General features: G+C 63.3%; 11 protein-coding genes and 1 pseudogene. 7 read left to right on the top strand and 5 right to left on the bottom strand.

Features of this window, described 5'->3' with window-relative positions:
* The first annotated feature begins 2 nt into the window (after positions 1-2).
* A complete protein-coding gene (locus ACVWY6_RS15365) occupies positions 3-1,679 on the top strand; it encodes a glycosyltransferase family 87 protein (protein WP_457539178.1) in 1,677 nt (558 codons plus the stop codon).
* A gap of 47 nt (positions 1,680-1,726) precedes the next feature.
* Here the strand turns inward: ACVWY6_RS15365 and ACVWY6_RS15360 are convergent, their stop codons facing one another.
* On the bottom strand, positions 1,727-2,302 hold the full coding sequence (locus ACVWY6_RS15360; RefSeq protein WP_457539176.1) for a GNAT family N-acetyltransferase: 576 nt from the start codon (positions 2,300-2,302) through the stop codon (positions 1,727-1,729).
* On the bottom strand, positions 2,299-3,789 hold the full coding sequence (locus tag ACVWY6_RS15355; protein WP_457539174.1) for a hypothetical protein: 1,491 nt from the start codon (positions 3,787-3,789) through the stop codon (positions 2,299-2,301). Before ACVWY6_RS15355 ends, ACVWY6_RS15360 begins: the two co-directional genes overlap by 4 nt.
* A 185-nt stretch (positions 3,790-3,974) precedes the next feature.
* On the opposite strand from ACVWY6_RS15355, the pseudogene rpsF reads away from it, so the two are divergent.
* The 4 genes and pseudogenes from rpsF to rplI all read left to right on the top strand — a co-directional run.
* Positions 3,975-4,250 (top strand): annotated as a pseudogene (rpsF, locus tag ACVWY6_RS15350) (30S ribosomal protein S6); the annotation flags it as partial.
* 207 nt (positions 4,251-4,457) lie between these two features.
* Positions 4,458-4,988: a single-stranded DNA-binding protein gene (locus ACVWY6_RS15345; protein ID WP_023958684.1), complete on the top strand. Its 531-nt coding sequence runs from the start codon at positions 4,458-4,460 to the stop codon at positions 4,986-4,988.
* 58 nt (positions 4,989-5,046) lie between these two features.
* Entirely contained in the window at positions 5,047-5,310 is a 264-nt protein-coding gene (rpsR, locus tag ACVWY6_RS15340) for a 30S ribosomal protein S18 (protein WP_023958686.1), read from the top strand.
* Positions 5,311-5,328: 18 nt separating this feature from the next.
* A complete protein-coding gene (gene rplI / locus ACVWY6_RS15335; RefSeq protein WP_023958688.1) occupies positions 5,329-5,784 on the top strand; it encodes a 50S ribosomal protein L9 in 456 nt (151 codons plus the stop codon).
* 68 nt (positions 5,785-5,852) lie between these two features.
* Here rplI and ACVWY6_RS15330 read toward each other — a convergent pair whose 3' ends face one another.
* On the bottom strand, positions 5,853-6,470 hold the full coding sequence (locus ACVWY6_RS15330) for a lipocalin family protein (RefSeq protein WP_457539171.1): 618 nt from the start codon (positions 6,468-6,470) through the stop codon (positions 5,853-5,855).
* Between the two features lie 11 nt (positions 6,471-6,481).
* A complete protein-coding gene (locus tag ACVWY6_RS15325) occupies positions 6,482-8,614 on the bottom strand; it encodes an MMPL family transporter (RefSeq protein WP_457539169.1) in 2,133 nt (710 codons plus the stop codon).
* Between the two features lie 78 nt (positions 8,615-8,692).
* On the opposite strand from ACVWY6_RS15325, the gene ACVWY6_RS15320 reads away from it, so the two are divergent.
* Positions 8,693-9,205, top strand: coding sequence for a MarR family winged helix-turn-helix transcriptional regulator (locus tag ACVWY6_RS15320; protein ID WP_457539168.1), 513 nt, complete (start codon positions 8,693-8,695; stop codon positions 9,203-9,205).
* Between the two features lie 110 nt (positions 9,206-9,315).
* Here ACVWY6_RS15320 and ACVWY6_RS15315 read toward each other — a convergent pair whose 3' ends face one another.
* Positions 9,316-9,879, bottom strand: a complete 564-nt coding sequence (locus ACVWY6_RS15315) for a hypothetical protein (RefSeq protein WP_457539167.1) — start codon at positions 9,877-9,879, stop codon at positions 9,316-9,318.
* 481 nt (positions 9,880-10,360) lie between these two features.
* Between ACVWY6_RS15315 and dnaB the strand changes: the two genes are divergently transcribed.
* Positions 10,361-12,958 carry a replicative DNA helicase gene (gene dnaB / locus ACVWY6_RS15310; RefSeq protein ID WP_457539165.1) on the top strand — a complete coding sequence of 866 codons (2,598 nt, stop codon included), beginning with the start codon at positions 10,361-10,363 and terminating at the stop codon, positions 12,956-12,958.
* Positions 12,959-13,103 lie beyond the last annotated feature (145 nt).

The raw sequence follows: 13,103 nt of genomic DNA, 5'->3' as shown, positions 1-13,103 counted from the left end.
TGATGACCGACGGGGAAGCGACCGAATCGACGTCGCACGAAGTGCGCGACGATGACGGTTCGGCTGCGACGGAACACCTGAACGTATTCGAGTCGCCTGGGTTGCCGGCGGCCGATCGTCGGGAGGCGACCACACGCGTCCTGCCGAGCCGTACCGATCCGATCGCTTCTCCGGGCAGCATGGTGATCGGTGGCCCGGTCGGTCTGCACGCGGTGGTGGGGCGCAGCCCCGGCTGGACGCCGATCCGGGTTATTCTCCTGATCGCCCTCGTGTTCATGGCGTTGGGCTGGTATGCGAAAGCCGGCTGCCTGCAACAGGCTCCGGACAAGACGACCGGCGAACAGACACTCGATTGGTCGGATCACCGCCAATACACCGCGATGTGTTACGCCGACACCATCCCGCTCTACAGCGCCGAGCGACTCAACGAAGGCGCACTTCCGTACAAGACGTTCTGGTACGAGGACAACGGTGCCGGAGGACAGAAGCAGCGGTTCATGGAGTACCCGGTACTGACCGGGATGTTCATGTACGCCGCGGCTCAGGCCACCGAGGCCTGGCAATGGGCACACGACAATTGGGGCTTGCCCAGCGCGTTGGACGTGGTGGTCTTCTTCAATCTCGTGGCGCTGGGACTGGCATTGTGCTGGCTGGTGACCATCTGGGCCACCGCGCTCACCGCAGGGCGCAGGGTGTGGGCCGTGATGCTCGCAGCTGTCTCTCCTCTGGTCGTGGTCCACATCTTCACCAACTTCGATGCCATCGCCACTGCGGCGCTCGCCTTGGCGATGTTGGCGTGGGCCCGACGAAATCCGTGGATGACCGGGGTGTTCCTCGGAATCGGCATCGCGGCCAAGCTCTATCCCGGATTGTTGTTGGTCCCCTTGCTGGTGCTCTGTCTCCGTGCGGGCAAGGTCCGGGACTTCGCCGTCACCGCTCTGATGACCGCCGCGACCTGGTTGATCATCAACCTGCCGATCATGGTCCTGCACTTTCGCGGCTGGACCGAGTTCTTCCGCCACAACTCGTCTCGGGGTACCGATCCCGACACGATCTACAACGTGGTGTCGGCTGTCACCGACTACCAGTGGGGTAACCAACCCGGGCAGCCGCCATCTCTGCTGAACGCGGTGAGCATGGCGTTGTTCGTGGTGGTCTGTATCGGCATCGCGTTCATCGGCTTCCACGCGCCGCTTCGGCCGCGGTTGGCCCAGTTGGCCTTCCTGACCGTCGCCGGGTTCCTGTTGGTGAACAAGGTGTGGAGTCCGCAGTACTCGCTGTGGCTGGTGCCTCTCGCGGTTCTGGCCTTGCCGCACACGCGGATCCTGTTGGCGTGGATGCTGGTCGACGCTCTCGTGTGGGTGCCGCGCATGATGTGGTACCTGTTCCAGGAGACGGACGACGGCTTGCCCGAGCAGTGGTTCCTGTCCGCAGTTGTGGTCCGGGACTTCGCGGTTCTGGCACTGTGCGCGTTGGTGATCTGGCAGATCTATCACCCGACCGACGATCTGGTGCGTCGCGGTTCCGGATGGCAGAGCCTGGCCGTGGACGACCCCGGCGGTGGGGTGCTCGACAGGGCTCCCGACCGGTTGCCGTGGCCGAGGCGGATCAAGGTGAGAACCCGTCCGGCGCCGGACGATCCGACCACCGACTCGATGGCGGTCTCCTCGCGCACGTGACCTGCCGCACCTGAACGGTGTGAGCTGAGGCGGCCCTCAGGCCGGTCTCATCGTTCCAGCCTCGTGGAGAGAGCCTCTCTCGCGGCGGGCCAGTCGTCGTCCGTCATCGCGTATTGCGCTGTGGTGCGCCATGATCCATCGGGAAGTGGACGGTGCTTGCGCAGCAGACCTTCGAACGTGGCGCCGAGTTTGGCGATGCCGGCCCGCGATTGGGCGTTGCGTTCATCGGTGTGCCACACCACTCTGACGGCTGACAGGTCTTCGAAGGCGCGGCGCAGCAGCAGCAGCTTGGCCTCCGGATTCACCGCGGTGCCGTGTACGGCTGCGGAGTACCAGGTGTGGCCGATGGCCAGCGCGCGGTAGTCGGGAGTGATGTCGTAGTAGCTCGTGGAGCCGACCACGCGACCACTGGCTCGTTCGACCACCGCGAAGGCGACCCGGTCGGGGGCGTCGAGGGCGGTCTGGATGTACCGCTCGGCGGCGCCAACGTCGCCGGGCACCGTTGTCCACCGGAATGCCTCAGGTCGGTCCACCGCGGCAGCGAGGGCGGGCGCATCGTCGGGTACCAACTCGCGCAACATGATTCGGGCGCCGGAGAGCGTGGGGGCGGTGTACCAGGTCATGCCGGTACGGTAGCCGCCGTGGAGGCCGTGGGCGAGGCCTTTTCCGGTGGCACCCGCAGGGGCCGGCCGACGAAGTGGTAGATCAGGATCGCCAGGCACAGCGCGTGCGACCACACGCCCAGTTGGACACCGCCCATCACCCACCACTCCATCTCGTCACCGCGAGTGAGGATGCCGAACATGCGGAAGATGGTGAGGTCGAGCGCCAGATCGCCGACGAGGTACAGCGTGACCAGGCGCCAGTCGACCTTGAGGAGCACGAAGAACGGAAGTACCCACAGCGTGTACTGCGGCGAATGGACCTTGTGGAACAGCATGAACCCGGCCAGCATCGCCGCGCTCACGCCGATCCACGGAAAGACGTTGCCGCGCTGCCAATGTCTGAGCCCCAGCCACACCGCCACGCCCAGCGAGACGATGATCAGCAGAGGTGAGGCGACCCCGACGATCGAGTTGTAGACGCTGTTCGCATCGCTCGGCCCGTCGCCGGTGACATGCCTCAGTCCCCAGTACCAGATGGTGTTGGTGTCGACGTCGGCCTTGCGTTTGCCCTGGAACGACAGCGAAGCCTGCCAGCCCTTGAACCCGGCGATCATGAACGGCAGTTGCACCGCGATCACCGTGACGACCGCGACCGCGACGACGCCGGCGGCTCCGGTCCAATCCAGGGACCGGCGGGTCAGCCGGGTGCGCAGCGACGTGGACCCACTCGCCTTGGAGTCGGGCACCATCGCGCGGGTCAGCACGAAGATGGCCAACGGCAGCACGAACAAGCCGGGATAGATCTTGAGACAGAAGCCGATCGAGAGGATGAAGGACGCCCAGAGCGCGCTGGTCCGCAACGACAACCACGGCCTGCCGGTCCGCGGATTGATCCGTGCGCCGAGGATCATCACCGCGATGGCGCCCACTGACGTCGCGACCACCGGCAGCTCCCAGTTGTGGAACGCGTAGAGGATCAGCGGGGGAGTGGCTGCCCAGAGCATCACGTACCAGCGGGCCAGCAGGGCGAGCAGGATGACGATCAGGATCCCGAAGGGTACGAGCAGGATCGCGGACTGGGTCAGGAACTCGGTGTCGGTGTGGGCGCCGCTGGCGCCGAAGTACATGAGCAGTCCCGACAGCACCGGATACTCGACCACGCCTCCGAAGAGCACCCCGTTGTCGGTGATGCCCCCGTGGATGTACGGGAACACGTGGTTGTTGATGTCGCGGCCGATCCACAAGAACTGCAGGTCGGAATAGCAGGGCATGATGATCTCGCTCGAACCGACCGGCCAGAGCGCACTGCGGCCGGACTCGTCGAACGGAGGGCCGCCGCAGGTGGCCTTGCCCAGGTAGCCGAGCCACATGAACAGTGAACTGATCAACAGCGCGAGGGTCAGGATGAGCAGGAGCTCGCCGCGGCCGGCGCTGATACGCGCCCGCCAGCCCGGTCGCGGTGTCGTCGTCATTTCCCAGGTGGGGGTGGGGGACGGCGAAGGCATGGCCTACAGGGTAGGGGGTGTCGATACGCCTCGGCCCGCCCGGTCTGGGGGTGGCTGTGGCGTGGAGGCCAGGATTTCGCTGGTCAAGCACTGTTGGGGTAGCCTGGACCGGTTGCCGACGCAGGCGACCCTCCTGCCACGGATCGTCCGTGGCCGACCTAGTCCATAGGAGGTGATGAGGTCTTATGCGTCACTACGAATTGATGGTCATTCTTGACCCCAACCTGGATGAGCGAACTGTAGCTCCATCGTTGGATACCTTCCTCAATGTGATTCGCCAGGATGGCGGAAATGTTGCGGGCGTTGATGTCTGGGGCAAGCGCCGTCTTGCCTACGAAATCCTCAAGCACACTGAGGGGATCTATGCAGTCGTCGATCTCAATGCCGAGCCCAAGACGGTCACCGAGCTCGATCGCCAGCTGAAGCTGAACGAGTCCGTGCTGCGCACCAAGGTGATGCGCGTGGACGAGCGTGCCAAGGTACGCCGCGCCAAGGTTGCTGCGAAGCACGCTGCCAAGGCTGCGGCCAAGCCTGCCAAGTAGCTCGTGATGTTCGAGTGGTCCGATCGGGCTCGCTCGAACGTCCAATGCGTGTCGGTGCCGGGCTCTAGGCTCGGTGCACATCGACCCACACCACTGCGCAACCGCAACTGAACTCGGGAGATACACATGGCAGGCGATACCGTCATCACCGTTGTCGGAAACCTGACGGCAGATCCGGAACTCCGGTTCACGCCGTCCGGTGCAGCCGTCGCGAACTTCACCGTGGCATCCACGCCACGCACGTTCGATCGGCAGTCCAACGAATGGAAAGACGGCGAAGCGCTGTTCATGCGGTGCAACATCTGGCGCGATGCCGCCGAGAATGTTGCCGAATCCCTCACCAAGGGTTCACGAGTGATCGTGTCCGGCCGTCTCAAGCAGCGGTCGTACGAAACCCGCGAGGGTGAGAAGCGCACCGTGGTGGAGCTCGAGGTCGACGAGATCGGTCCCTCGCTGCGCTACGCCACCGCAAAGGTCAATCGGGCCTCGCGCGGCGGCGGTGGCGGAGGCGGCGGCAACTTCGGTTCCGGCGGAAGCGGCGGTGGAAACCGCGGCGCTGCTGCGAACTCGGGTGCAGCCGCACAGAACGACGATCCGTGGGGCAGCGCGCCTGCCAGCGGCTCGTTCGGTGGCGGGGACGACGAACCACCGTTCTGACGAACATCTGAGTCTGCACAGGTAGCTGTGCACCTCAACACTTTTGGAGTGACAACACATGGCTGGAAAAGCTAAAGGCGGACGGAAGGTCCGTGGCGCAGAAAAGATCGTCAAGGCCAAGGCCTGCACTTTCTGCAAAGAGAAGAACCTGCTGATCGATTACAAGGACACCGCGCTTCTGCGTCGTTTCTTGTCTGACCGTGGCAAGATCCGCTCGCGTCGGGTCACCGGAAACTGCGTCCAGCATCAGCGGGACGTGGCCATCGCGGTGAAGAACTCGCGCGAAGTTGCCTTGCTGCCCTTCACCTCCACCTCTCGATAAGCGGAAAGGACCAAGAACATGAAACTGATCCTCACCGCAGAGGTAGAGAAGTTGGGTGTCCCCGGCGACACCGTCGAGGTCAAAGACGGCTACGGCCGTAACTTCCTGCTGCCTCGTGGGCTGGCCATCGTCGCCACCCGCGGAGCAGAGAAGCAGGTCGAAGGCATTCGTCGTGCACAGGACGCTCGCGCAGTGCGCGGTCTCGAGCACGCCAACGAGCTCAAGCAGGCCATCGAAGGGCTCGCCGAGGTCACGTTGGGTGTCAAGACCCACGACTCGGGCAAGCTGTTCGGTTCGGTCTCGGCCGCTGACGTGGTCAGTGCCATCAAGAGTGCCGGCGGACCTGCTGTCGACAAGCGCAACATCGAGCTGCCCAAGGGTCACATCAAGGCCACCGGTACCTACCCGGTCTTGGTGAACCTGCACAGCGATGTTGTTGCACAGTTCAACCTCACCGTGACTGCCGGCAAGTAGTCACCAGGTTCTACACGCAACAAACCCCCGGCCACATGTGGTCGGGGGTTTGTTGTATCTGCGAATGATCAGACGGTGCAGAGCGGACGGATCTCGTTTGAACCGCCGGTGGTCGGAGAGGTGAGGAGCAGGCAGGCGTTGTAGCCGCGGTCTTCGGCGACCTTGCGGATCTGCTTCCACTGGTCGGTGCTCACGGCCGGCTCACGCGACAACACGAATGCTGATGTGCGCTCCGGGCTTCCGACAAATGCCCAGGAGTAGTCATCGGCGATGTAGGTGACCACATAGTTGGTGGGCCCGTCCTTGGATTCCTGCGTCGGAACGCCTGGGAAGCTGACGTGGAGCTGGGCACCGGTCACCTTGTCGTTGACCCGAGCGTTGCCGACGATCCGGTTCTCCTGGTTGGTCCAGGTGGTGCAGGTGTTCTCCACCCGGATGTTCGACGGGTCGAGCAACTGGTAATTCGCTATCGTATCGCGCGCGCAGATGAGGTTGAACGGCTGTGGGATGGCGGCGATCTGATTCCAGTCACCGAGATAGCGCTGGGTGTCCAGCTTGGCCACCGGCTTCAGCGGCTGGGGTAGCGAGCTGGTGTCCGCCGAAGCGGGAGCCGCACAGGCAAGAGCGAAAGCGATTGCAAGACCGCCGATCACGATGCGACTGAGTCGGCGTGGTGAAAACGCCATGGTGTCATCTCCTACTTCTGTTGTTGTAACTCCGGTTGTGGACGCGCTTTTCGGTCCACGGTGCCTGGCCACCAGATGCGGGGCCCGATCACGCTGAAGAGTGCGGGGATCACCACGGTCCGAACCAGGAACGTGTCGAGGAGGATTCCGAGTCCGACGATGATGCCCAGCTGGGTCAGTGTGATGAGCGGGAGGATGCCGAGCACGCAGAAGACTGCGGCCAATACGATTCCCGCACTGGTGATCACGGCACCGGTAGAGGCCACTGCCCGCACGATGCCGTCTCGCGTGCCGTGGCCGGGTGTCTCCTCCCTCGCGCGGATCACCAAGAACATCGTGTAGTCGATTCCCAGGGCAACCAAGAAGAGGAAGGAGTAGAGCGGGACGTTGTTGTCCAGGGCCGGGAAGCCGAAGATGTGTTCGCTGATGAGGCTACCGATCCCGATGGCGGCGATGGTGCTCAGCACTGTTGTCGCGACCAGCACCACCGGTGCCACCAGGGCGTGCAGGAACACGATCAGGATGACGAACACCACGGCGAGGATCAGCGGGATGATCAGGAGCCGATCACGTTCGGACGCGTTTGCGATGTCGACGGCTTTGGCATCGGACCCGCCGACGAGTGCCTGCGCATCGGGAACGTCGCCCGTGGCGTCGCGTAACTGATCGATGATGTCGAATGCCCGCTCGGACGCTGGGTCGGCGTCGATGACCACGGACCACTTGGTGAGGCCGTTGTCGGACCGTCCCGTCTCGGTCGCCGAGATCACTCCGTCAGTGCTGTCCAGGACGGACTGGATCCTCTCGGCGGCAGCGGTGTTCGCGATGACGGTTGTCGGGTCGGACTGCCCGGCGGGGAAGTGCTCGGCGAGTGTGTCGAAACCTTCGACGGAGTCCGCGCTGACGCGGAACTGCTCGGTCTGCGAGAGGCCGATGTTTGCGCCGAGCAGACCCAACGAACATGCGATCAATGCCGTGAGGGCAACCGCGAGAACGCGAACCGGGTGCCGGGAGACGGCGTTTGCGATCTTGAACCAGTTGCCGCCCTCGGTGGGCACCGGATCGCCCACCTTGGGGGTGAACGGCCAGAAGAGTCGAGTTCCGAAGAGCGCCAACAGGGGTGGCAACACCAGCAGGGCGAAGATGACTGCGACAACAAGACCCGCGGCCGCCAGTGCCCCGAGGCTGCGGGTACTCGGCAATGCGGCAAGCAGGAGCGTGAGGAGTGCCAGTACCACTGTCGCGTTCGAAGCGAGGATGGCTGGGCCGGCATGACGGACTGCGTGCTGCAACGCAATCCGGTGGTCTTGCTCTTTGCGCAGCTCTTCCCGATACCGCGAGATCAGCAACAGCGCGTAGTTGGTGCCCGCGCCGAACACCAGCACACTGGTGATGCCCGAGGTGGATCCGTCAAACGAGAGGCCGGTCAGCTCGGCCAACCCGGTGCCGACCGAACTCGCCAACCGATCGGCAAACCCGATGACCAGCAACGGAACCAGCCACAGAACCGGCGAGCGATACGTGACGATCAGTAAGAGGGCGACAACGAGTGCCGTCACTGCCAGCAGTGTGACGTTGGCACCGGAGAACGAATTCGCGGTGTCGGCGCCGAACGCGGGGCCACCGGTTACGTAGGTGGTCAGTCCGCTCGGTAGGCCGTCGTCGGCGGCGTCTCGCAACTCATCGACGAGGTCGGTGAGCTTGAAGCCGTTGAGCTCGGCGCTGACAGGGACGACTGAGATGGCTGCGATTCCATCCGGAGAGACGACAGCGCCCAGACCGGCCGATGCGGTGGTGGGCACCGAGCGGTCGACCGCCAGCATGCGCTGTTGCGCTTGCTCGACCGCGGCCTCGTCGTCGTCGGACAGCGGCGCGCCGTCGCTGCGAACGGTGACGAGTACGGCTGCAGATACGTCCGAATCCGGGAAGCTGTCCAGCAATTCGTTGACCTGCGCCGAATCAGCCGATGGCGGAAGCGAATCCGGCGCTTGATCTCCCGAGTCGTTCTCGCCGATGAGCCCCATGGCTGCGCCGGAGATCAGGATGGCCGCCAGTGCGATCCACCACGACCTACGGCCGCTCACCGCGGCAGCAAAGCGCTCCCACCAGGTGGGAGAATGAGTCGACGTGTTCGAGGTCGCCATGTTCCCAACAATCTCATATTTTAAAATATTGAGCAACTAAACTATCTCCAGGCCTTATAGTCCTGGCAGGAGGTACCGATGCCCGACAATCAGCCGGCGCAGGACAACCGTGCGGCGCTCGAGTCCCAGATCTCGTCGGATGTCCGGGCGCTCAATGCCGAGTCCGACCAGATCTCGCGTGTGTTCGCGACACTGAATGACCTCAGTGCAAACGACTTTCGCGCCCTGCTGCATGTGATGGTCGCTGACGCCGCTGGTGCGCCGTTGACGTCAGGTGCTCTCGGCAAGCGATTGCAGGTGTCGGGCGGGGCTGTGACCCATCTCGTGGAACGCATGATCGGCTCGGGGCACATCCGGCGGGAAGCGGACGAACGCGACCGCCGAAAGGTGATCCTGCGCTACGACGAACACGGAATGGCCGTGGCGAGGGCGTTCTTCGCCCCGCTGGGCAAGCACACCCACGATGCGATGGTGGACCTTCCCGACGAAGATCTTGCTGCGGCCCATCGGGTGTTCACGGCGTTGATCTCCGCGATGCACACGTACGAAGACGAACTCGGCAATGCCGGTGGGACGACGCCAGGGCGGTGACTCGCGGAGTCGGTGTGCGGCACCCAGACCCTCCGACTTCGGCGAGTTCCTCCAGTTGCAGTCGGAGGACGTGATCAGAGTCGGAGGGTTTGTCGCTCAAGATGATTGGGTCAGCGCTGTGCGGGAGGAAGGAACTCGGGGGAGCGGTTCGCGTCGTGGTACTCGTCGCCGGCCGGCGTCACGAACTTGTACCAGGACTGGGTCAACGTGAACGCTCTCGGACCGGCCACGCACGTGACGCCGATGGGGCTCACCGCGCAGCTCGACCCGTCGACGGTGATCGACTCACCGATCTGAAGCAGGGGTGGCTGGAACCAACCACGTGGTCGCACCGTGTACGAGGTGTTCGGGGGGACCCAATAGGGGCCCGTCTGCCCTGCCGAGATGGCCGCACCGACGATTCCAGGGGGCGCGGTGGACGGGTGGCCGGTGCACGCTGCGTACGCGTAGCCGGGGCCCAGGGCGCAGACTCGACCACCGGGCGTGACGAAGAAGGTCTTGCCGTTGTCGACGAAATCGGGGGACCGGTAGCCGTAGGGGTCCACAGGCACGTAACCGGCGAGATCGGGGACCTGTGTGTACGTGGGACCCGGTACGGCCGAGGCCACCGAACCTGCCGACAGCAGTCCGACAGTGGCCGCGACCGCGGCAATCACCCCGATGATCTTCCTCATGAACGCCTCCCCAGATCATTCGTTCGTGCCGGATCATTGCACCACTGTTGGCCGCCTCGTGTGACCGGTTCCGTGAGCACAGATCTATGCACGTCACGGTCACTTCAGGGCAAGTGATGGAAGTTCGTGCGTTTGTAGTACAAGTCGATTTGTCAAACCGAACACGCCCGAAACCGCACTTGCAGAGACACGCCGTGTGAATGGGTATCCACAGTAAGAAAAAGTGAGTCACCGCATTTGAGCTGGGACGATGCTTCTATTCACCGCACTTATCCACAGGTAGCCAACAGGGCGCTAACAACTATCCGCACACCGTCCACAGTTGGTGCACAGGATGGTCCACAGCTCCGTTTGGCCGGATCGGCCTGAGCCCTTAGTGTCTGGCGGGTGCGCATGCAGATCGGCGGCGATCTGAGGCGATTGGGTTGTCAGCCCCTCTTGGAATAGTGGTCGATGAACCTGAAGCGAAAGGGGTGGCGCGTTGGCCGTAGTTGACGATCGTGGGCATACAACTCCGCGTGAAGAGGCGCCCCCGAGCGAAGACTTCGGCCGTCAGCCCCCGCAGGACATGGCCGCCGAGCAGTCGGTGCTGGGCGGCATGATGCTGTCCAAAGACGCCATCGCCGACGTGCTCGAGAAGCTCCGGCCGGGCGACTTCTATCGGCCCGCGCACCAGGCGGTCTACGACGCAATTCTCGACCTGTACGGCAAGGGGGAACCTGCAGATGCTGTGACCGTTGCCGGGCAGCTCGACCGCGCGGGCGAGCTTCGACGTATCGGAGGGGCGCCATACCTCCATACGCTGATCTCGACGGTGCCGACCGCGGCCAATGCCGGCTTCTACGCGGAGATCGTCGCCGAGAAGGCGATCCTGCGGCGCCTGGTAGAGGCCGGCACCCGCATCGTCCAATACGGCTACGCCGGGGCCGACGGCCAGGATGTCGCCGAGGTGGTCGACCGCGCGCAGGCCGAGGTCTACGAGGTCACCGAACGTCGTACCGCCGAAGACTATGTGGCGCTTGAAGAATTGCTTCAGCCCACGATGGACGAGATCGACTCCATCGCGTCCCGTGGTGGTCTATCCCTCGGTGTGCCAACGGGTTTCCACGATCTTGATGAAGTGACCAACGGTTTGCACCCGGGTCAGATGATCATTGTTGCGGCGAGGCCTGGTGTGGGCAAAGCGTTGGCACTGAGTACGCCTCTGCCGACGCCGTCCGGCTGGACAACGATGGGGGAAGTCCGGGTCGGCGATTACCTGATCGGCGCCGATGGCAAGCCAACCCGGGTTGTTGCAGCGACCGACGTGATGCGCGATCGGCCTTGCTATGAAGTCGAGTTCTCAGATGGGTCTGTGCTGATCGCTGATGAGCAGCACCAGTGGCTGACCAACACCCGAGCTTCGCGCCGCTCTCCACGCTTTCCTGCGGAGGTACGCACCACGGGACAGATCTTTTCGACGCTTCGCACCAATACAGCGGACCAGCGAGCGAACCACTCCGTCACGAACGCGCGGCCGGTTCAGCTTCCGAAACAGGACTTGCTGGTTCAGCCGTACACGTTGGGCGCTTGGCTGGGCGATGGGTCCTCCGATGCTGCGGTCCTGACGTCAGCAGATCCCGAAATCCCGATGAGAATCGAGGGTGAGGGTTACGTCTGCCGGAAGAGTGCAAACGTCAAGCTGCGCTACCGGATCGGTTTGCCTTGCGATGAACCGTTTGCGAAGAAGTCCTGTGTCGTGTGCGGCAAGGAGTTCAGTCCGGCCTTCGCCCACGTCCGTACATGTGGTCAGTCATGCGGCGGCAAGTCGCGGTTCATGTCTGCGACAGTTGCTCCGAACCCGTGCAAGTGGTGTGGCCAAGAGTTCACCGGCAAATACGCTTGTCAGGAGTGCCTGTACTCGGTCGGTAGCGTTCAGGGCCGGTTGCGCATGCTCGGGGTGTTGGGCAACAAGCACATTCCGACACAGTACCTACGCGCATCTGAGGAGCAGCGGCGAGCATTACTCGCTGGGCTCCTCGACACCGATGGCACTGTGACAGTGGGCGGCTCGGTTCAATTCACTGGGACGAACCCTGCGCTGGTGGCCAATGTGCGCGAGCTCATTGTGAGTCTCGGGTACCGCTGCGGCACATCGACGAAGCGGGTCAATGGGCGTACCGAAGCCTCATCGACTGCTTACTCGCTGACGTTCGCGACCGACGATGAGGTCTTCGGCCTTGCTCGAAAGGCTCTGCTGCACAAAGAACGTCGCCGCGCCAAGAACTTGTCACGCTCATCTTCCCGGTTCATCGTGGATGTGCGGCCCATCGACAGCGTTCCGGTGCGGTGCGTGCAGGTCGACAACAACGACCACATGTACCTTGCGGGTGAGGCCATGATCCCCACCCACAACTCGACGCTTGCGATGGACTTCCTGCGGTCATGCTCCATCAAACACCAAATGACCAGTGCCATGTTCTCTTTGGAAATGAGCAAAACCGAGATCGTGATGCGGTTGCTCTCAGCCGAAGCGAAGATCAAACTCGGCGACATGCGCTCGGGTCGGATGAGCGATGACGACTGGACGCGCTTGGCTCGCCGTATGGGCGAGATCTCCGAGGCGCCGCTGTTCATCGACGACTCGCCTAACCTCACGATGATGGAAATCCGTGCCAAGGCAAGGCGTTTGAAGCAGCGGCATGATCTCAAGCTCGTGGTCATCGACTACATGCAGCTCATGTCGTCGGGCAAGAAGGTCGAGTCCCGCCAACAAGAAGTCTCCGAGTTCTCGCGAAGCATCAAGTTGCTCGCCAAGGAGCTCGAGGTTCCAGTGGTTGCCATCAGTCAGCTGAACCGTGGTCCGGAGCAACGTACCGACAAGCGCCCGCAGGTGTCTGACCTACGTGAGTCCGGTTCGCTGGAGCAGGACGCCGACATGGTCATCCTGCTGCACCGTCCCGACGCATTCGAACGCGATGACCCCCGTGCCGGCGAAGCCGACATCATTCTCGGTAAGCACCGTAATGGCCCGACATCAACGATTACCGTTGCGCACCAACTGCATTTGAGCCGGTTCGTGGATATGGCGCGCGGCTGAGCTGTTGAGGTCGTGGGAGGTGCTCATCGGTCTGCTCCCGGGAGAGGATATGAGCGAGCCCAATCGCGGAAACGAATACGCCCGCGTCCATGGTCTCGGACCTGGCTCCAGGCAGACGGACAGGCGCTGATCCGCAACCTGGTAC

The sequence above is a fragment of the Williamsia sp. R60 genome (genome assembly GCF_054063855.1).
The sequence above is the reverse complement of the archived record's forward strand: the minus strand, read 5'-3'. Positions and strand labels throughout refer to the sequence as shown.

Bases quoted from the DNA above. Each gene is read 5' to 3' on its own strand.
- ACVWY6_RS15365 (WP_457539178.1), top strand. From the start codon at position 3: ATGACCGACGGGGAAGCGACCGAATCGACGTCGCACGAAGTGCGCGAC.
- ACVWY6_RS15360 (WP_457539176.1), bottom strand. From the start codon at position 2,302: ATGACCTGGTACACCGCCCCCACGCTCTCCGGCGCCCGAATCATGTTG.
- ACVWY6_RS15355 (WP_457539174.1), bottom strand. From the start codon at position 3,789: ATGCCTTCGCCGTCCCCCACCCCCACCTGGGAAATGACGACGACACCG.
- ACVWY6_RS15345 (WP_023958684.1), top strand. From the start codon at position 4,458: ATGGCAGGCGATACCGTCATCACCGTTGTCGGAAACCTGACGGCAGAT.
- rpsR (WP_023958686.1), top strand. From the start codon at position 5,047: ATGGCTGGAAAAGCTAAAGGCGGACGGAAGGTCCGTGGCGCAGAAAAG.
- rplI (WP_023958688.1), top strand. From the start codon at position 5,329: ATGAAACTGATCCTCACCGCAGAGGTAGAGAAGTTGGGTGTCCCCGGC.
- ACVWY6_RS15330 (WP_457539171.1), bottom strand. From the start codon at position 6,470: ATGGCGTTTTCACCACGCCGACTCAGTCGCATCGTGATCGGCGGTCTT.
- ACVWY6_RS15325 (WP_457539169.1), bottom strand. From the start codon at position 8,614: ATGGCGACCTCGAACACGTCGACTCATTCTCCCACCTGGTGGGAGCGC.
- ACVWY6_RS15320 (WP_457539168.1), top strand. From the start codon at position 8,693: ATGCCCGACAATCAGCCGGCGCAGGACAACCGTGCGGCGCTCGAGTCC.
- ACVWY6_RS15315 (WP_457539167.1), bottom strand. From the start codon at position 9,879: ATGAGGAAGATCATCGGGGTGATTGCCGCGGTCGCGGCCACTGTCGGA.